The organism is Paenibacillus sp. FSL H7-0690, assembly GCF_037980415.1.
In the GTDB taxonomy this organism is placed as follows: Bacteria; Bacillota; Bacilli; order Paenibacillales; family Paenibacillaceae; genus Paenibacillus_AQ; species Paenibacillus_AQ odorifer.
Map to the genome: position 1 here is coordinate 6219816 of NZ_CP150281.1, position 18459 is coordinate 6238274.

An 18459-nucleotide genomic window follows, 5' to 3' on the forward strand; every position below is an offset into this window, starting at 1 on the left:
CTCTATGTATGCTTATATTCGGATTGTACGGAGCTGATCAATGAACAGTCCAATTAAAGGAGAATAATGGCGATCACGGTTATACGAATAATAAATATGTCTTTCAAAATTATAATCCGGAATGGCTCGCATTAGCAATCTTCCTCTGGCTACCTCGTCCTCCACAGCAAGGCGTGAAATAAATGAAACATGTTGTCCACTCATGAGCGATTGCTTAATTGCCTCCAGTGAATCGAGCAAAATATGCGGTTTTGATTCTTTTCCCTCTCGTTCAAACCATTTATCCGTCAACTGGCGTGTGCTTGATTCCTTGTCATGTAAAATAAAGCTCGCTGAAGCAATCATCGCTGAGTTTAAATTAGAAAATCCGGCAAAATCATGTGTAGGTGCAAAAACAAGGACAAGCTCATCCTCACATAAGGCTTGAGTATGCAGATCAGGCAGATAAAAAGATTCCGTAGACAAAATACCAAGATCAATCTCATGACTGGCAAGCATTTCTTTGATCACCGGTGAAGGCTTAACCGATAAAGAAATGGTAATCCCCGGATGCTGTTCGCCAAACTGCCCCAATATTTGTGGAAGAATATAAGTAGCTGGAACATAACTGGCGCCAATTTTCAGTGTCCCCCGACCTGCCTGACTGAACTCTTTTACCACCCGCTCCGCTTCCGCAGCAAGCGCATTGATTTTGATCGCATAATGAAGAAAAGCTTTGCCACTCTCCGTAAGAATCATTTTATCCATTCTGGATTCAAATAACTTCTCCCCCAATTGCTGCTCTAAATTCTTCAAATGATACGTAACGGTGGGCTGCTTTAGTCCGAGTTTATCTGCTACCGTGGTAATTTTTTTATGTTTATTCAGCAGTTCTACAATTTCCAGCTTCATTAGATTAAGGTTCATTCTCTTCCACTCCCTCGCCTTTTCCTAAACGGTAACATAGAAGAATTCTATGAATGTTAAAATAAATCGGCAAAAAAGTTAATATCACAGTTACATTCAGCAAATATAGCGGGAATTCTTTACCTTTACACTAAGAACAAGCTTAAGAACAGGCAGGTAGATAGAATGAAGGAAATTACAATCCACAGATTGGAAAAGAAATTCGGAGATGTGCATGCCTTGAAAGCTGCAGATCTGAAGATTCCCGCTGGAAGCTTTACGACATTACTCGGTCCTTCAGGTTGTGGAAAGACGACACTACTCCGTCTGATTGCTGGGCTGGAAACACCGGATGCAGGAGAAATTCTGATCGATGATGAGTTTATTTTTTCAGGCAGCAAAAGAATTAGCCACCCCATTCATCGCCGTAACTTTGGCATGGTTTTTCAAGATTTCGCCCTCTGGCCGCATCTGACTGTGTTCGAGAATGTAGCCTTCGGACTTCGAGCTTCCAAACAAAAAAAGAATTTACGGATTCGGGTACAGGAGGCGCTTCGATCGGTCAAGCTGGAGGGGCTGGAGCTGCGTTTTCCACATCAGCTGTCCGGTGGACAACAGCAGCGGGTTGCTTTTGCCAGAGCCGTAGTCATGCGCCCTCAGCTTGTATTATTCGATGAACCATTAAGTGCGCTGGATGCGGTCTTGCGAGATGAAATGAGGCTAGAGTTAATCTCCTTGGTAAAAAACATGGGCATTACAGCTCTGTATGTGACGCATGATCAAACCGAGGCGATGTCTATGTCAGATGAAGTAGTTGTAATGCAAGGTGGCGCTATTTTACAGAGTGGATCTCCTGAGGAAATTTATCGTAAACCGAGTCATCCTTTTGTAGCCCACTTTATTGGAAAATCCAACTGGATCGTTCCGGATAAACAGATGCTGCGTCCAGAACATTTACGCTGGTCTCAGGAGAATGCTTCCTCTCTTCCTTTTACAGGGACTATTCAGCATGTGAGTTATATGGGAGATCGCTATGAGATCATTCTGAACATGGAGCACAATGGGACTTGGACCGCTTATCATGATCGGCGCCTACCTGTAGGGGAAAAGATTCAGCTGTACGCTTCAGAGCACCAGATCCATCATCTGAATTAAGCGTCCACTGCATGGAATGGCTCTATATGATGCTGTTCCATGCAGCAAGATGCACACAACAATATTAGGGAGGCAATTACATTGAATCAAATGAAAAAGACAAAAGGGTTAAGTTCACTTCTTCTAACAACTGCACTTGGTATTACTTTAGTAGGCTGCGGATCCTCGAACACCCCTGCGGCTAACGCAAGCAACAACCAAACCGATACTGCGGCGGCGACGCAAACTGAAGCCCCACAACCAACAGAAAAGACACTAAGCGGCAATCTTGTCGTTTACAGTGCAGGCCCTGAAGGTTTAGCCAATAAAATCAAAGACGGGTTTGAAGCCAAAACCGGCGTTAAGGTTGAAATGTTCCAAGGCACTACAGGAAAAATACTTGCCCGCATGGAAGCAGAAAAATCCAACCCGGTCGTTGATGTTGTTGTCCTCGCCTCTCTTCCGTCCATGCAAGGAATTAAAAACGATGGATTATTACTTCCATATAAAGAAGCGATTAATGCAGACAAGCTGGTTAGCGATTGGTCAGATATAGATGAAGGTAACTATTTCAGTTACAGTGCATCCGCACTCGGTATTGTCTACAATACAAAAAAAGTAAGCTCACCGCCGACCTCCTGGGATGACCTCAGCAAAGCGGAATGGAAGGGTGCAGTCAATATCCCTGATCCTTCACTTTCCGGCTCGGCTCTTGATTTCATGACTGGGTATTTAAGTGCTAAGGGGGACAGTGGCTGGGATCTTTTCAAACAATATAAAAGCAATGAAGTAGCTATGGCAGGCGCCAATCAAGAGGCACTTGATCCGGTGATTACCGGTGCTAAATCCGTCGTTGCTGCTGGCGTAGATTACATGGCTTATAAAGCAAAGGCTGACGGAGAACCTGTGGATATCGTCTATCCTGCTGAAGGAACTGTAATCAGCCCTCGTCCGGCTGCGATCATTAAGACAAGCCCGAATGTAGATAACGCCAAGGCTTTTATCGACTACCTTCTCTCCGATGAAGCGCAAGCCCTTGTTGCCAAAGCCTATTTGCTGCCAGGCAGAACTGACGTGAAGGCAGAAAATCGTGCCAATCTTGAAGAAATCAAAACATTTGATGTGAATTGGGAATGGATGAATGAGCACAGCGATGAAGTTTCCTCGACCTTCACACAAATTTTTAAATAAGCGTAATGAATACTAACTCTTTGCGCTCATTTAAATGGGTGAGCGGTGGACTGGCTTTATTTATACTAACCGTGCTCGTGCTGCTGCCACTCCTGCTCATTTTCTGGACCAGTATTTATCCAGAGGGGCATCTCGACATAGCCGCACCACTACGAACCATTATGGGGAGCAATGACCTAGTAGAGGTGCTGCTGAATTCTATCGGGCTTGGGGTAAGCGTTATTCTGCTAACTACGTTGTTTGCGCTACCTTTAGCCTGGATTATGGCAAAAACCGACTTAGGGCGCCACAACTGGCTGGATGTCGTGCTGTTAATTCCATTTATGACGCCGCCTTACATTGGTTCTATGGGCTGGATGTTGTTTATGCAGACGGGCGGGTATATGGAGCAGTTTCTGCCCTCCTCCTCCGTGTTGACACCGTATTTCTTTAGCTATGGGGGTATGGTGCTGATCATGAGCCTTCACCTGTTTCCCTTCCTGTACCTGCTGCTGCGCAATGCGCTTTTGCAGATCGGGGGCAATCTGGAGGAAGCAGCCTCGGTTCACGGCGCCCCCTTCTTTTACAGATTTAAAAGAGTGATTATTCCTTTACTGCTCTCTAGCTATGGGCTTGGAGCACTGCTCATCTTCGTCAAAACAATTGCTGAATTCGGTACCCCTGCGACCTTTGGCCGCAGGATCGGCTTTTACGTGCTGACCTCTGAGATCCATAAATATATCTCCAGTTGGCCGATTGATTTTGGTAAGGCTACTTCACTAGCCTCCTTGCTGCTCGGAGTTTGTCTTGTCATGTGGTACATCCAGACTATAATTAGCAGCCGCTACTCTTACCGTCTGATCGGTGGAAAAGGAACTCGTACTAAACGTTATAAGAGTACAGGAATCGTAGGGTTTCTTAGCTGGGGTTATGTTCTTCTATTGCTTCTGGCATCCATCGGCATTCCTTATTTCTCTATCATAACAGCCTCATTATTGAAGCTTCGGGGAGAAGGTGTATCCTGGAGCAATCTAACCTTAAAACATTATGCAGAGCTGTTATCCCCGGGTTCGCAAGGACTAGAGGCCTTATTAAATAGCTTTACATTAGCTATCGTTGCTTCCAGTATCGCTGTTATTCTCGGGACTTGGTTTGCCTTGACGGTAGGAAAAGGGGCTACATTCAAGCAGAAAATTACAGATTTATTCAGCTTGCTTCCAAATACAGTCCCGGGAATTGTAATTGTAGTAGGGCTAATTCTGCTGTGGAATGCCCGCTGGATGCCTATCCCGCTCTATAATACCTACTGGATGGTTGTACTGACTTATGTCGTACTTTTCCTTCCTTATACTGTTCAGTATGTAAAAGCAAGCTATGGGCAGATCGATTCCTCTCTGATGCAAGCGGGACAAGTATTCGGAGGAAGTAAGCTGTATGTGTTCCGCCGTATCCTTCTTCCCCTCATCCTTCCGGGGATGGTGGCTGGCTGGATGATGACCTTCACCATTTCCAATCGGGAACTGGTAGCCTCATTACTCATTCTTCCGCCTTCAATGCAGACATCAGCGACCTATATTTTTGCCCAGTTTGAACAAGGTGCGGTAGCCATGGGGATGGCCATGGCTGTTATCTCTGTAGGCATTACTACCCTACTACTATTAGCCTTAGAATATTTAAGCCCAGATAGAAAGCGGAGACAACAATGAGCAGACTAACGATTTGGGGAGGGGCCGGAGAGCATGGCCGTTCCTCCTATCTTTTGCAGGGCAAGGATTCACGAAATGGCATCCTGCTCGATTGTGGCGTAAAAAAAGAAGGCCCAGGGGAATACCCCCTACTTGATAAGGATATTATTCCACATTTGCAGGCAGTATTTCTGTCTCATGCTCATGAGGATCATTCCATAGCGCTGCCCTTACTTTATAAACACGGATACAGAGGGAAGGTATGGACTACTAGATCCACCTCATTACAGCTTCCTGATTATTTCGAGGCCTGGGATAAATATGTGGCGGCTCAATCCGCCCCGCTCCCCTATGAGGAAACGGATAAAGAAGCTATTCAATTCAAGTATTTAGAGGAGCATGTCTCCCCTCAAACTTGGCTGACGCTTGCGCCTAACCTTCGAGTTCAATGGGGACGTAGCGGGCATTTAGCAGGTTCGGTTTGGCTGGTTATCCAATGGGACGGAAAATTCATATATTTCTCGGGGGATTATACAGAGGAGTCGCAGCTGCTCACGGCAGACACCCCAGCAATTATGGAAGCCGAAGCTAAAAATGTGGCTGATCTGTCCATTATCGATGCCGCTTATGGGGCTGATCCTGATGAGCAGCTTGTAAAATTACAGCAATTAGAGATAGCCATCCATAACACCTTGCAAAAAGGGGGCTCAGTCCTCCTTCCTGTGCCTATCCATGGCAGAAGCCAGGAATTGGTCGTATGGGCAAATGAATGTTTTCCAGATCATCAATTGATCGTTGAAGAAGTACTCGTCGCTCCTTTACGAGCATTAAGCGACAAGGTGGAATGGCTGAAAGAGGACGCTATTCAGCGTGTAAATGCGCTTTTTAACAGAAAAAACTTGTGTGTTGTATCTAATTCGGACGAACGCGCGAAGGCAATGCTGAATCTTAAGGGAGCTATCGTATTCACCAATGACGGGATGATGCAGTCGGCAAAAGCACAAGAATACTTTCACCAGCTCTCTGTTTCTCCAGACAACCATGTGATTTTTACGGGACATTTAGCGGCCGGAAGCTTTGGACATCGTCTTGTTGAGCAAGCTATGATCGGAGAATCTAGCAGCGTACGCTGTACAGTCTCACTTATCCGCTATAAAGTCCATCAAGGTTTGCCGGACATTCGCAAAATGCTCCAAACGATTCCCAGCCACCGGACAGTGCTCGTCCATGCTCCCAAACCACATATCGACCAAGTAGCTTCTATATTAAAAGGAGAAGGTTTCACAGGACTATATTCTTTACAACCCGGCAGCACGCTTTCGTTCTGAAACTTATTTATGTAATATCATGAGAAAAACAATGGGGCTCTTCCTTAGGTCTTTTTCAGACTTTTTGGAACAGCCCTTTTTATAATTCGTACCTATTATCCACTTACCCTTTCGTCGTGCCCGGGCGATCCTTAAAAGCTAGCTCAAACAACCCGGTTGCAGATAAGCCTGCAAGACCCCCAGCCCAAAGGCGAAGCACTAAATCAAGTTCAGTAAAAGGATACGCTACTACGCCGATGAACAAACCTATCAATAGTCCGATAATCGGTACTTCATTACGCGGGATGTTGATACTATTTTTGACCAACTGAACCAGTGCCAGTACGAATACTGCTAATATAGAGGCGAACGCCATAACATCATCTAAAATTGTTCCAGTTTCCATCCTTTTCCCTCCTTAGTGGCTACTTATAATCTCAACCGTTCGAGTCGCAGAATCATAACCTACCTGAGCACCCAGCGCTTCTGCAATAACACGTACAGGGACGTAGGTGATGCCTTTTTCAAGCACTCCATCTGCAACCTTAACCCCATTAACCTTTACGACAGCAATAACATCACTCTTCAATTCTTCCTCCTCCTTCCGATTGATGACCTTATACGCTGACTCCACCGCAGATGTTGAGGGTTTTGTCCCTGCTCGAAACTGTGTGAGTGTTAACCCAAACGCCATTTGAAAATGGGGGTAATCCTTGAAGCTTGTCCAGTCGCCTCCCCACTCGAAGCCCAGCCCTTTTGCCTCCTTCACAACCTCCTGCCAATCTGCGATCTGGTTGTTATTGCCGTCCCGGCACATATCCCATGACACACTCGATCCATTCGGCAGCAAAAGAGCAAAATCTACGGCCAATCCAAAATTGTGATAGCTATATCCGCCACGTGCATTGGTTACAATCGCTCCGGGCTTAGTGCGCCCTTGTGCATATAGAGCATCCTGCTCGGCAATTGTGCGAAGTCCCTGCGTAATGAGAATGGGGATGTTGAGTTTGTAACAACGTTCGATTAGAGCAGTAGCAGCGGAACGAACTACGGGGTGTAGGTTGGTTAGGCGTTGGGCTGATTTATTTTTCACCTGAGTTAATGTCAGCATGAAGTTCCTCTTTTCTGTCTATCTTTTTCAGATAAATAAATTGGTCGTATTTCCCGGAACGTGTCAGTATCGCTAATATGATAATTCCACCAGTTGTACCGAATTGGGCAATAGCCCAGCTATAATGAAGCCAAGTCAGCCCTGTTGCCATGTCCACTCCTAGTAATTCTGCCAAACGGAATAGTAGAACGATAAACATATTGAATGTATAAGCCAATAAGAAAAAAAGCATAGCCAGCATAAACACGCTGACCACACCTTTTTGGAATCTTTCGTAAAAATATTGCCTGTGGCGATGAATAATGTATATTCCGCAGGCCGTAGTAGTGCCATATAGCACCAATAATAAAAATTCAATCATGTGCATCATGATCCCCTCGATCATAAACTAAATATTTGGCGAACCGGTTACGATCAATCTCCTCCTGAATTTCCTGCGAGACATTTTTATAATGACTTATGGTCAGTGTAACGCTGGTAGAGGCTCTGCGGAGCTCCATCTCTTTATCAACATGCCGGGGGAGAAGCAGCCGCCGAATCCATTGTGACAGCATTCCTAACTCCCCCTGTCTTCCGTATGGTCAATCTTCAGTTTCTTTAAGACGTCCAGTGTGGGCTGCATAAACTCCGAGCGCTCCTTATCCAAAATCGCTTGCAGACGATCCCGATCCTCCTCTGCCCGATCCAGCATTTCTCGCGGTACAAGGTTCCCTTTGACAATCGCACGCAATAACACCATCAGTACGATCATCAAAATGAAAGCAACAATATAAGCCAGCCCATACTTATCTGCCAGCGGCAGCAGCTTCTCCAATTGCGCAATATCCCCTTCGCCCATTCGTCTGCTCCTTTCTGTAATGATGTTGATGCGTAATAGCCCCCGGCACCACCGAGGGCACAAAAAAACACGCTCCTGTGTGGATGCGTGCTAATTATTTGGCTGATGAAGCTTGCTCAGTCGAATCGTTTTCAGCAAAATGAATATCTGATCGTTTCTCGATAATCTGATCCTTAACCAAAATCTCATTATCCGGCTGCATGTTATAGGAAGAAATGATATTCTCTATCGGACCCTCCTCACGATCAAAACGAGTGATGCAGGCATTGGCCATCAAGCGGAGTTTGGCGGCTGTCAATGAATCCATTGTCATGATTACAACTCACCTCCTTTTGGGTTTATATGCTGAGTAATTCAGCCATAATGACTTCGACATCTTGAAGCCTGTCTTGCAAAGTAGTATTTTCAGCACGGAGTTGCTCGACTTCGCTTAATTCTGGTGGTTTGTTAGCTTCTGCTTCTAGATATGCTTCCCACGCGGCTTCGAGTTCTTCTTCCGTTGGTTGCGTGGCGTCTAGGTTCCAAGCTGCGATGTATGGGCCACGCTCAATAATGTCGTAGTCTACGCCCTTTTTCAATCGTTTAAAATCCACGGCATAGTAATAGTGTACTCCCTCTCTATATTCGGTCTCATCTTCGTCTAATGGGCGGATCTCGTGCCGTGTCCGTCCATCTATGCCCTCGCGTAATACTGGCTCGGGTCCGTTATCTTGCACCATAAAGTCCTTCATTGGATTAGCATTTGGGTACAGATACATAATTGCTTGTGCGATATTCATCATTTATCCCCTTTCTTAAATTTATGCTACCTGTACAATATCAACATACTTCCATGAGCTCCCGGCCGCCGCTGTCACATTCATATTAGTGTGAGCGTATATTTCAACAAACATTCCTGCATCCAATTTCAACATAACACTTCCTTGGTAAGATGTGTTGTTAGTGCCTGCGGTTTGAGAATATCCAAAATCCTTGCCTCTTGCACCATTAACATATGCGCACATAGTACATGTTGAGTTAGCACCGGGAGTAATCAAACTGATTGCGGCTGATACTAAATACACCCCAGCTTTTAAGGCTGTGAACCTGTGAGTACTAGTTGAAAACTCGTTCAAGTGATCGAAAACTTCATTCCCAAACGTTATCTTTGTCCATGTATTAGCTACTATTGTATCGTTAACATTCCCCCATGCAGATATAAAACTTCTAGAACTCATTGTGTTATCTCCCCATGGATTAAGTACACCCCAAGTTATGATACCTGCGTCAATCTGTTCATTTATTGCGCCCGCGGGCTGACCGTCTTTTTTTGTTATTGTGCCACCGTCGTATGCTGAAAGCCCAATAGTATTTGAGGTCCCAAAACTATTTCTGGATATTACCGTTGACCCTTGGTTACTGACAATGCCTTCATTACGATTAGCAGCTTCACAGCCGTAAAGTCGCAATCCAGAATGGTTACTGGCCTCGAATCCTCCAACGGAATTTGCCTTACCATCTGCAGATATACGGCAAAATAACATTTGAATAAATATCGAGTTATTAATAAAAAATCCGACTCTCGTTGTAGAAGTTGCTGTGAATCCAGTTACAACTACTTGATTACTAACACCATAAAAGGTCATACTTTTAACCTTGAAGTTTGCGGCCGTCTCGTAGCTTGTCCCGCCGTTAAGCCATACTTCGGTGCCACCACTCACATCTGCGAAAGAGATATCTTCGGCGTACGTACCGGCAGCGACATTGATAGTAGCAATATGAAGAATATGTTTAGGAATACTGTTAATCGCCTTTTGTATAGTCCTAAACGCCCCACCCGCCGTATTCACCAATCCCGTATTATTATCATTCCCATCCGTCCGCACATAGTAAGTAATATCCGCTGTCGTCTGCTGAGGCGTAGTAACCAACGGCGCCTTACCATTCAGCTGCCCCTGAATCCCACTAGTCACCCCATCCAAGTACCCAAACTCTGCATTAGAGACCACTCCCGTTCCAATCTTCGAAGCCTCAATTCCGGCTGAAGCATTAACATCGGCGTTTACAATCACCCCAGCCGCAATTGCGGTCCCCCCGTCACCAGTACTTATAACATCCCCCGTGTGATTAGGATGCACATAATTATTTGCTCCCGTCGCAATCCCCGCCAGCTTTGTTTTCTCAGCTGCGGTGTAGTCATTCGAAGATAGCTGTTTGCCTGTTACTTTATCGACCTTGCCATTCACTGCATTGTCCAAAATGTCCATATTCCCGTTCAAATCGGCAATATCAACGATATCTGTTCCCTCTGGCTTCTTTAAGCCCAAATTTCCTGTGGTTTGCATATGTCACTCTCCTATCTATAAGTTCTTAATTCGTTCCATGTTTTACTGTGAGCACTCTCCCAAGTCAAAGCCTTAACAGAGTCCCACCAGGTATAGCTGAACACAAATTCATAAGCTAAATGCGCAGGTTTAATCTCTTCGATGATTTGAATCAACCCTGCCATATTTGGAGGAATCCCCAGTGTACTCACAAAATGAATCTCAAAACGGTACTCCTCAGGCACTTCCTTTACTTCAACCACTCCACCTGAAAAAGCTGACGCCGTCCGCTGAATCATCTCCGGTGTGGTCGTCCCATTTCCACGCAGCTTTGCCTTAATCATCTCTCGGCGTGTGGCATATGACTTGGATGAATCGATATTTAGTCCAAGCTCAGCTTCCCATCGTCCAAGGCTCACCGTTGCCGTTTCAACAAAAGCCTGATCCAGTACGTCTATAGTGCCCAGCTTCAGTCCACCAATTTCTAGCCCGATGGTCTCCTGAAGCTTCTCCATTTCGCGGACATCCTTATAATAGTCCGGCAAATACTGCATTAGATCAGGCGCCTCGACTTCACCCGGATGGCTCGAATCTTTATCTGCGGAATATTGCAATTCGCTGTATAAAGAGCTGCCGTAACTCATCCTCTACACCCCCTTCAGTTGATTCCAGGTTAGGGGGCCTTTGGGCAAATAATCATGTGTATGCGCCGCCGGAGGAAATACCACTGGTTTACCTGCTACCCCCGCCCAAGCTACACTATCCGCTTGTTGCGCAAAATCCACCTTGCCATTGTTATTCGTATCGTAAATGCTTTTCAGCATATCCCCGGTACTCTGCGCGGCTACCAGCAAGACATTACCAGCGGCAGAACCAATGTACAGCTTGCCACTGTCTGTACAATACCCAAGCTCACCAATAGCCAGCGCTCCAATGGCGCTTTCCAAGCCGCGGCGTATTTGAATCAATGTTTTTAGAGCCATTGTCCCGCCCCCTAGAATGTTCCGCCATCAATACTGGCTACGGTAAGTCTATTGCCATTCGCTGCATCATAAACGATACTGCTTCCATCCACACTTACAGCTATACCAGCTGCATCCACGGTGATTCCTTTTCCAGCGGTAACCGCAATCGCGTCTGCAGTGACTGTGATCCCATTGCCCGCACCAATGTTCAACGTCACAGTATCGGCCTGCCCCCCACCAATCAGCCCGCTCCCGGCTGTAATGGTCTGTAGTGCACCACCGGTACGTACCCATGCGCTGCCGTTCCAGCTGTAAATCTTCTGCTCATCATCGACGTAAGCGGTCCAGCCTACGGTAGGAACATAAAATACCCAAGCAGCAGATTGGTACTCCACGATTTGATTCGTTTTGCCCGCCCATGCCCCGGTTGCCCCTGCTGGAATAATATATCGATCCCCCTCAACCGGACTGGCAGGTGGAGCCAGCAGGTTCTGGTCTTTTACCGACGCTTGCGGTTCGATGTTATGCTTAGCCAGCTCAATTTCATTTTTAATCTTTTGTGCAGACCACAAGTCTGTAATCGTAGTCCCTGTATCATTGATTGTCCGGTGCTTGGCCACATCATCAATGTGAGTCTTGATCTCAGCGGCAGTCTTTACGCTTGTGCCATCCGATACTTTATTGATATGTCCCGCACTAATATCCGCTTTAAGCACCTTCGCATAGGTAGCTCCATCAGCGATATCGTCAATTGTACCTGTCAGATCGGTAAGCTTCTGCACATTCACCCGCCGCCAAGCTGCCCCATCATCAAAATATAAATATCCGCTATTCGAACCCGTAGTCACGTAATACAAACGACCAACGGATCCTGCAACCGGACGCGAAGCTTCTGGCCCTGACAGCGCCCTGCCGACCATGGAATTGGACGTGCCGTCACCAATATAAACTTCCTTAGTATCACTGCAAAAACCAAGCTCGCCTGCCTTCAACACGCCATAACTCGTTAGCTCAGCCTTTGTACCTCGCTTTATTTGTATGGTCTGTGCCATTTTACACCTCTCTTCTAAATGATCCTCCGTCAATCTGGCCCTTGTTCTTATAACGCTCTATTTCAGTCTGGACAGCAGTAAGACTCACCTGCAAACCGTTAATATCCTCTGCTTCAACCGTATCGCCGGGAGTTTCGTAAGTCACATATACCTCAGGCACATCGGCAAAAATCTTAATCAACCGCCGCCAGGGCGCCTCATCCGGAAAAGACACAGTGAAATTGCGTAGCTCGATCCCGGAATACTGTGACCCTGTGTACACCGCAATGGTCTGATTATTAATATTGTCATGCGCTAGAAGACCACTGTAAACGCCATTTACAAGCGGTAATCTCTCTTCGATAACATAGCTGCTACCGTTTGCTTTTTTATTAAGTTTTTCTTGAAAAATATCAATTTGCTCTGGATAACCCATGCTACACCTCCAGTAGAACGTTGCCGAACAACGGTACTTCTTCTTCGTTCAACATCACATTGCCCGCTCCACTGTTCAACTTCAGCTCTGTGTAATCCGCAACTCCTTCAGTAGCAAGCAATAATGCCCCGATGACAGACTGACTGATATAGGTTGCTGAAAAAGCCTTCTCCTTGCGATATTTCTCAAGCATCACCTGAAAGCCTTGGTTTACAGCTTGCAGAGCATAGCCAGAAGCAAGGGTTACCTTGGCGCTTATACTGATGTTTTTGCCCGCAGCCGGTGCCACGGTCACAACAGCCCCTACCGGTGCTTGTCCCTCACCCGCTCCTGAGACCGGATCAATGTATTGCTGCACCTGAGCCGCCAACAGCTCGGATGCTGGTTTTTTTTCGGCGTCCACAATAATCACCTTCACAGTTTTAGGACCTTTCCATAATGGAAAAACACGTGCGCCTCCCACACCCGGAACTTGCAGTGCCCACTCCATATAGTGATATTTATTTCCGCTAGTAGCTGGGCGTCTGGCTGAATCCAAATAACGCTGGCGTAGTGCATCATCCGTTTCAATGTCCTCCCCAGGGATCAGAAGAGAAGCTATTTCTCCGCGCGCTAGGTCTGAGATATAATCCACTGGCAGTAAAGAGCCAAAATATCGATTTCCTTCTTCTCCAGCGGTTTCACTTTCCAAGCGATACACTCCAGGAGATAACTTCTCCACAGCCGTATAATTCAGCATTTCGAGTGAGAAGCGGCTGCCGAGTGGAACATCTAACAATCCTCCATCCGCCTTATAAAAAATCCCTTTCAGCTGCGCCTTGCTGGCTTCACGCCTTACAATGCCTGACCAGGAGATACTTCGCTCTAAGTACTCTCCGGTAGCCGTATCTGCAAAATACAGATTATTATTCACATCCAGCTCAATATACATCTGTGCCAACTCAGCGGCTGCTGGAGCCAACGCGTCATAAATGATGCTGCCCTCGCGTTTATCCAATCCTGATGGAATCCGGTCCAGCATCCGCTCCAAAAGAGCCTCATACGTCTGATCCTCATACATCCTCATTCCACTCCTTTCTCAGCTGAAAATTTCCGTAACGTGTGACGACCTTACAGTCAAAAGTTAGATTATCTCCGGTAAACGAAACAACAATATTCTCTAAACTAAGGATTCGTTCATCCTGAAGTAGTGCCTCACTAACGATACGTCTGATTTCAGCTCTAACCAGCAGCCGGTCCCTACCAAGCACCAACCGCCACTCTGTTCCGTAATCAGAACTGTAAATCAGATGTTCAAACCGATCGGTTCGCAATATTTTAGCCGCCGCCTGTTGAACAGCTTCTAGTCCATCCGTTTGGCCTGTAATCCTTTTTCTCTCCCAATCCATCCGGTACGTAAGACTAGGACTTTCCCCACGCTCAAGGTTGACTTCCCCCTCAAGCAGGGCCGTTATCGGTCCAGCTTTTCCAATCGCAGGGATCATATCGGGCTCACCAGCCGATCCAGAACAATGTAGCTTTGTCCGCCCTGCATTCGAACCATTAATACGCGGTCCCCACTCGCTAGTCCTCGCCGAAGTATTACTTCTTTGCCCTCGATGTCGATCTTGCTTTCCATTACCGATTCAGGCAGCACTAACGCATTCCCCGATAAAATAAACCGCTGATCCACCTGGATCTGCAAAGGAGCTGCCTCCGTTACCGTTCCATAAGAAAAAGCCACGGGATTTGTACTTCCCACGGCTCCTAGACTTGCTTTTTTAATAATATCTAACATCATTTCTACACCACCTTAATATCGAGGGACATGGTATGCTCCCCTCCAGAAATCTTATGGCTGCATTGGTCCACCAGAAACAATTGAGTCTCGAATTCATCCAATAGGACATAAATGAAATTACCTGCTCTTACACGCATATCACCAATCGCCTGTACGGAGAGACTGAGCTTTTCACGGTTGTGCATTTTCAGTAAATTGTTTGCCTTCTCCTGAATTTGGGCAGCATTCGCTTTGTCATCAGCCTTCTGATACAAGTGCAGGATACCCCAGCGTTTCACATTGTCCTTGTCACTAACCGGATAGAAATCGCGTTTGCCCGATGCCTCGTTATCCTTGTACAGAAAAATCGTGTTGTACGTATCGTCATCAATACTTTTTTTGAGCGAATAATCGTACAGATAATGACCCGCTCCGAGCACCAGGTTAAGCAGCATAGAATCCGGTTTACGCAGCGTCAGCTTCCCAAAATCATCGTAAAAAGCCATCAACCGCCCCTTATACTGAAGCTCACTGCCGATGGCTCCCATAATGATGTCCAACAGCTTTTTGTCATCTTCAATTAAAGAAGGAATCCGGTACTCTGTCTCCTCCAGCACACCTGTCTTTAATCCGTAGTCCGTTGTTATTTTCTTGATCACATCACTAGCCGTAACATCCTGCAAAACATAACTACCATTGCCCAGCAAATAACGAATCTGATCATAGGCAGTCAGCTTAATCTCCTGATCCGAGCCCGTATCAATGCTGAACACAAATCCGTAAAATACATCCACATTATCTTTACTGAACTGAATAATATCACCATTGCTGATCCCGAACTTGGGGAGCTGATAGATTCCGCTATCCACAAGCGTTAACTCTAGCGTTGACGGTTTACCTGACCGTGCGGTTTTCCAAGAAATATCTGAGACGATGCCAGAAATATCCCATAGATTCCCTTCTTTATTCTTCACTAGCAGTTCCATAACATCCTCCTACGGCAGCTTGATGACTTTACCGATGGGCAGCTTCTTCAGCTCACTATCCGGAATGCCATTAAGCTTCTGAATGACTTTGTACTTCGAGCCATCTCCTAGGTTTTTTTGAGCGATGCTCCATAGACTGTCTCCAGCTTTTAAGGTATAGGTAGTAGGCTTTGCTTTTTCATTGGCCCGCTTCTGTTCCGCCTTCACTTCACCTTTGACAACCTTCACAGCTACCGCCTGATAGAATACGTATTTTTTGAGAGATAACGAATATTCAATATCCCCTGACGTACCCGCACTAAGCTTCCAAGTGAAACCTTCAATGCTCATAGCCATATTCACAGCAAAATCAATTTCTAAAGATCTATCCTCACTAATTGAAGATTCCTCTAGCCATTTCTGCGGTTTGTTTAACTTCTTTTCATCCTTTTTCGTATCATCGGGATACCTCACACCGGAGAACACAAACCGAATGGGCCGACGACTCGTCATCCATTTCTTAATAAGCTCCACATATTCAAAAGGCCTTTTCAGTCCATCCTCTTGCACCAATACGAACGGATACCTTTGTGCCGGGAAAATACTTTCAATTGTGATCTCCGTAAGCTTTGGATAAGCAATCGTATTGATCTCACCCAGATCGATAATGGTATAGCTTTTTCCATCCCCACTCTCCTTGATTTCCAAGGTCTCTGGATTGACTGGCAGCCGAATTGCATCCTCCTGATTATTAAAACCCAAAAAAATTCCGTACTCTTCCACGTTACGTATACACCCCCTGCGCCGTAGAGACAAACTCCTCGTTCAGCTTTTGCCCGATCTTGTTGATAATCGTATCAATGTCTCCGGCATTGTTAATATTCCCGGTCGTCACCTGCACCGTCGGCGTAAGCTCCACAAAATTCTGGATCGCCTGAATCTCGGCCAGCTCGCGCAGCATTTTCAGATCATCACTGGAGATGTCTACGGTGTCGTTGATGGAGCCGAGCTCGTTCACACGGTTGACGGTGTTCAGATTATTGCCCTGAGTAGCTAGTAGACCTGTTGAATCCAGTGCTTTTGTACTGCTGATCGGATTCAACATATCCTTCACTTTTTCAGTAGCATCGCGCCCTTTGTCCATCAACTTGTTCGTGGCATTCTTTCCTTTTTGACTGGCGCTATTAAAACTATCTTCAAGATTAACGTACTCGATCTTAGCAGTCTTTTGCTCTGGAAAATTATCAGCGGTAGGAGCAAACGCCTTAAAATTTTGCCGGTATTTATCGATCATATCGCTTGCCGCATGAGGAATTTCCGGCTCCTTCCTCTCAACTTTTAGTTCACTTATCCCCAATTCGTCGAAGAATGGAATATGACTTAAAGCCTCAATCATGGAATTGAATTTGTCTAGTACCCAATTGATTGCTTTTGCCATTACCTTCATGAATCCCCCGGCAAAGCCCTCTGCTCCAACTGTCATATTGTAAAGAACATTAAGGGCACCCATACCCAAATCATATAGCAGCTGCTTCATAAAATTGACCGCTTCATGAAATTTATTCACTATATAATCCCATGCAGAGATAGCTGCATTCTGTATAAAAATCCAAATGTTATCCATCACTGCGCTTAACCATCCAAATGCTCCCACTATAGCTCCAACGACATCCCCCGCAGAAATACCTAACATTTGAAAAATATAAATAAGAACAGCTATAACAGCGATAACCACTAAAATAGGCCAGTTTACTACCAACCATGCTGCTGCAAGCTGATAAGCGGCTGCTACAAGTAGAGCCACTTGTACGATCATAGCTACGAGATAGACAATGGCTATCGCTTCAAGAATCGGTTTAATCCAAGACCAGTTCTCCTGCACCACTCCAACCAACCATAATAAGCCATCCACTACCATGCCAATCACATTAGCAATGATCAGAAAGCCGTTAGCCATAGCATCTATAATCGGCATAAATTGGTTTGAAGTCAGCGCCTCGTTCAAAGTATCCATCACTGGCCTCAAGGCTCCCATTGCTTTCTCACCGATTTTCCCAAGTGCAGCATCTGTATTGTCATTCAGCTTATTCCAGTCAGCGATATCTCCTGGTTGTGCCGCAGCTTTTACAGCTTTCTCCCCAAAAGACTTCACGGCATTAAATGGCTTTACCACATCAACTGTCTTGAGAAACTTCATAATTCTCGAGTCAGGAGTTGGTGGGGATGGTGGAACCGGAGGTTCCTTTTTCAGATTAATTTTGGGCTTGGGGACCGGATCAGCCTTAACCTCCGGCTTTTTCTCCTCTTCTTTCTTTTTCTCCTTCGCTTTTAGCCCTTTCCACCACTCTACCTTTTTCGCCTCTTCTTCTTCAGCCTTACCTTTTTGCACACTTGGGGAGCTATTTAATGTTCGAAGCGCTAACTGTTGTGATTGCCCTGCTTGTTGGCTTTGCTCGATAACTATATCTCTAGAAACTATGACCTTAGGAGGAAGTCTCTTAAAGCCTTCAAGTAGCGTATCATTGATATCCTGCAAAGATTGGTTCACTAGATTCAGAGAACGGCTCATCTCATCGCTTGACCGCTTAACAACTACCTGCACTCCCTTGACCAATCGATTAACGATATCCAGATTGCTGTTCACACGAACACATTGTTTATTAACACTCTTCCAAATTCCCAGAGATTTCATCGGTAGCATTACGGCTTTAGATGCGTCTATCTTCATTCTCTCACCCCCTAACTATCTCTTCCTCGCCTTACTCCGTGCCTGATCGCGCTTCTCCTTCTCCACACGAACAGCAATCATCGCATATATTGCGGCGCGTTCGCGGGAAGACAGCTTCATCAGCTCATGGGGTAAAATGTGC

At 45.8% G+C, this 18459-nt stretch carries 23 protein-coding genes; 4 read left to right on the forward strand and 19 right to left on the reverse strand.

The window, feature by feature from the left end; genetic code table 11:
- Positions 1-12 precede the first annotated feature (12 nt).
- On the reverse strand, positions 13-906 hold the full coding sequence (locus tag MHI32_RS27285) for a LysR family transcriptional regulator (protein ID WP_076129777.1): 894 nt from the start codon (positions 904-906) through the stop codon (positions 13-15).
- A 165-nt stretch (positions 907-1071) separates the two neighbouring features.
- Between MHI32_RS27285 and MHI32_RS27290 the strand changes: the two genes are divergently transcribed.
- The 4 genes from MHI32_RS27290 (at position 1072) to MHI32_RS27305 (ending at position 6202) form a co-directional block, all read left to right on the forward strand.
- Positions 1072-2040 carry an ABC transporter ATP-binding protein gene (locus MHI32_RS27290; RefSeq protein ID WP_076186558.1) on the forward strand — a complete coding sequence of 323 codons (969 nt, stop codon included), beginning with the start codon at positions 1072-1074 and terminating at the stop codon, positions 2038-2040.
- Positions 2041-2130: 90 nt separating this feature from the next.
- A complete protein-coding gene (locus tag MHI32_RS27295; RefSeq protein ID WP_076186598.1) occupies positions 2131-3210 on the forward strand; it encodes an ABC transporter substrate-binding protein in 1080 nt (359 codons plus the stop codon).
- Between the two features lie 5 nt (positions 3211-3215).
- Complete coding sequence (locus MHI32_RS27300) at positions 3216-4895, forward strand: iron ABC transporter permease (RefSeq protein WP_076186561.1); 1680 nt, start codon at positions 3216-3218, stop codon at positions 4893-4895.
- Positions 4892-6202, forward strand: a complete 1311-nt coding sequence (locus MHI32_RS27305; RefSeq protein WP_076186563.1) for an MBL fold metallo-hydrolase — start codon at positions 4892-4894, stop codon at positions 6200-6202. Before MHI32_RS27300 ends, MHI32_RS27305 begins: the two co-directional genes overlap by 4 nt.
- A gap of 103 nt (positions 6203-6305) precedes the next feature.
- On the opposite strand, the gene MHI32_RS27310 is transcribed toward MHI32_RS27305, so the two are convergent.
- The 18 genes from MHI32_RS27310 to MHI32_RS27395 all read right to left on the reverse strand — a co-directional run bounded on the left by MHI32_RS27310 (position 6306) and on the right by MHI32_RS27395 (position 18317).
- Entirely contained in the window at positions 6306-6587 is a 282-nt protein-coding gene (locus MHI32_RS27310; RefSeq protein ID WP_076186566.1) for a holin, read from the reverse strand.
- A 12-nt stretch (positions 6588-6599) separates the two neighbouring features.
- Positions 6600-7292 (reverse strand): M15 family metallopeptidase, encoded by a 693-nt coding sequence (locus MHI32_RS27315; protein ID WP_076186569.1) that lies wholly within the window; start codon positions 7290-7292, stop codon positions 6600-6602.
- The gene (locus MHI32_RS27320; RefSeq protein ID WP_076186571.1) at positions 7264-7653 is read right to left on the reverse strand and encodes a hypothetical protein; all 390 of its coding nucleotides are present in this window, start codon (positions 7651-7653) and stop codon (positions 7264-7266) included. The genes MHI32_RS27315 and MHI32_RS27320 overlap by 29 nt, the downstream gene beginning before the upstream one ends.
- Positions 7646-7846 (reverse strand): hypothetical protein, encoded by a 201-nt coding sequence (locus MHI32_RS27325; RefSeq protein WP_036681274.1) that lies wholly within the window; start codon positions 7844-7846, stop codon positions 7646-7648. The genes MHI32_RS27320 and MHI32_RS27325 overlap by 8 nt, the downstream gene beginning before the upstream one ends.
- A 2-nt stretch (positions 7847-7848) precedes the next feature.
- Entirely contained in the window at positions 7849-8130 is a 282-nt protein-coding gene (locus MHI32_RS27330; RefSeq protein ID WP_036681272.1) for a hypothetical protein, read from the reverse strand.
- A 94-nt stretch (positions 8131-8224) separates the two neighbouring features.
- On the reverse strand, positions 8225-8443 hold the full coding sequence (locus MHI32_RS27335) for a hypothetical protein (protein WP_076186574.1): 219 nt from the start codon (positions 8441-8443) through the stop codon (positions 8225-8227).
- Between the two features lie 25 nt (positions 8444-8468).
- Positions 8469-8909 carry an XkdW family protein gene (locus MHI32_RS27340; protein ID WP_340011427.1) on the reverse strand — a complete coding sequence of 147 codons (441 nt, stop codon included), beginning with the start codon at positions 8907-8909 and terminating at the stop codon, positions 8469-8471.
- Between the two features lie 21 nt (positions 8910-8930).
- Positions 8931-10454, reverse strand: a complete 1524-nt coding sequence (locus MHI32_RS27345; RefSeq protein ID WP_076186579.1) for a hypothetical protein — start codon at positions 10452-10454, stop codon at positions 8931-8933.
- Positions 10455-10465: 11 nt separating this feature from the next.
- Positions 10466-11077, reverse strand: a complete 612-nt coding sequence (locus tag MHI32_RS27350) for a putative phage tail protein (RefSeq protein ID WP_076186581.1) — start codon at positions 11075-11077, stop codon at positions 10466-10468.
- 3 nt (positions 11078-11080) lie between these two features.
- Positions 11081-11416 carry a hypothetical protein gene (locus tag MHI32_RS27355; protein ID WP_076099872.1) on the reverse strand — a complete coding sequence of 112 codons (336 nt, stop codon included), beginning with the start codon at positions 11414-11416 and terminating at the stop codon, positions 11081-11083.
- 11 nt (positions 11417-11427) lie between these two features.
- Positions 11428-12450 carry a DUF2793 domain-containing protein gene (locus MHI32_RS27360; protein ID WP_076186584.1) on the reverse strand — a complete coding sequence of 341 codons (1023 nt, stop codon included), beginning with the start codon at positions 12448-12450 and terminating at the stop codon, positions 11428-11430.
- A 1-nt stretch (position 12451) separates the two neighbouring features.
- Positions 12452-12865, reverse strand: coding sequence for a hypothetical protein (locus tag MHI32_RS27365; RefSeq protein WP_036681259.1), 414 nt, complete (start codon positions 12863-12865; stop codon positions 12452-12454).
- Between the two features lies 1 nt (position 12866).
- Positions 12867-13925, reverse strand: coding sequence for a baseplate J/gp47 family protein (locus tag MHI32_RS27370; RefSeq protein WP_036681258.1), 1059 nt, complete (start codon positions 13923-13925; stop codon positions 12867-12869).
- Positions 13918-14349, reverse strand: a complete 432-nt coding sequence (locus tag MHI32_RS27375; RefSeq protein ID WP_076186586.1) for a DUF2634 domain-containing protein — start codon at positions 14347-14349, stop codon at positions 13918-13920. Before MHI32_RS27375 ends, MHI32_RS27370 begins: the two co-directional genes overlap by 8 nt.
- Complete coding sequence (locus tag MHI32_RS27380) at positions 14346-14642, reverse strand: DUF2577 domain-containing protein (protein ID WP_076099903.1); 297 nt, start codon at positions 14640-14642, stop codon at positions 14346-14348. Before MHI32_RS27380 ends, MHI32_RS27375 begins: the two co-directional genes overlap by 4 nt.
- Positions 14643-14647: 5 nt before the next feature.
- Complete coding sequence (locus tag MHI32_RS27385; protein ID WP_076099867.1) at positions 14648-15610, reverse strand: hypothetical protein; 963 nt, start codon at positions 15608-15610, stop codon at positions 14648-14650.
- A gap of 9 nt (positions 15611-15619) precedes the next feature.
- Complete coding sequence (locus tag MHI32_RS27390; protein ID WP_076099865.1) at positions 15620-16372, reverse strand: LysM peptidoglycan-binding domain-containing protein; 753 nt, start codon at positions 16370-16372, stop codon at positions 15620-15622.
- 1 nt (position 16373) lies between these two features.
- A complete protein-coding gene (locus MHI32_RS27395; RefSeq protein ID WP_076186591.1) occupies positions 16374-18317 on the reverse strand; it encodes a hypothetical protein in 1944 nt (647 codons plus the stop codon).
- Between the last annotated feature and the right edge of the window lie 142 nt (positions 18318-18459).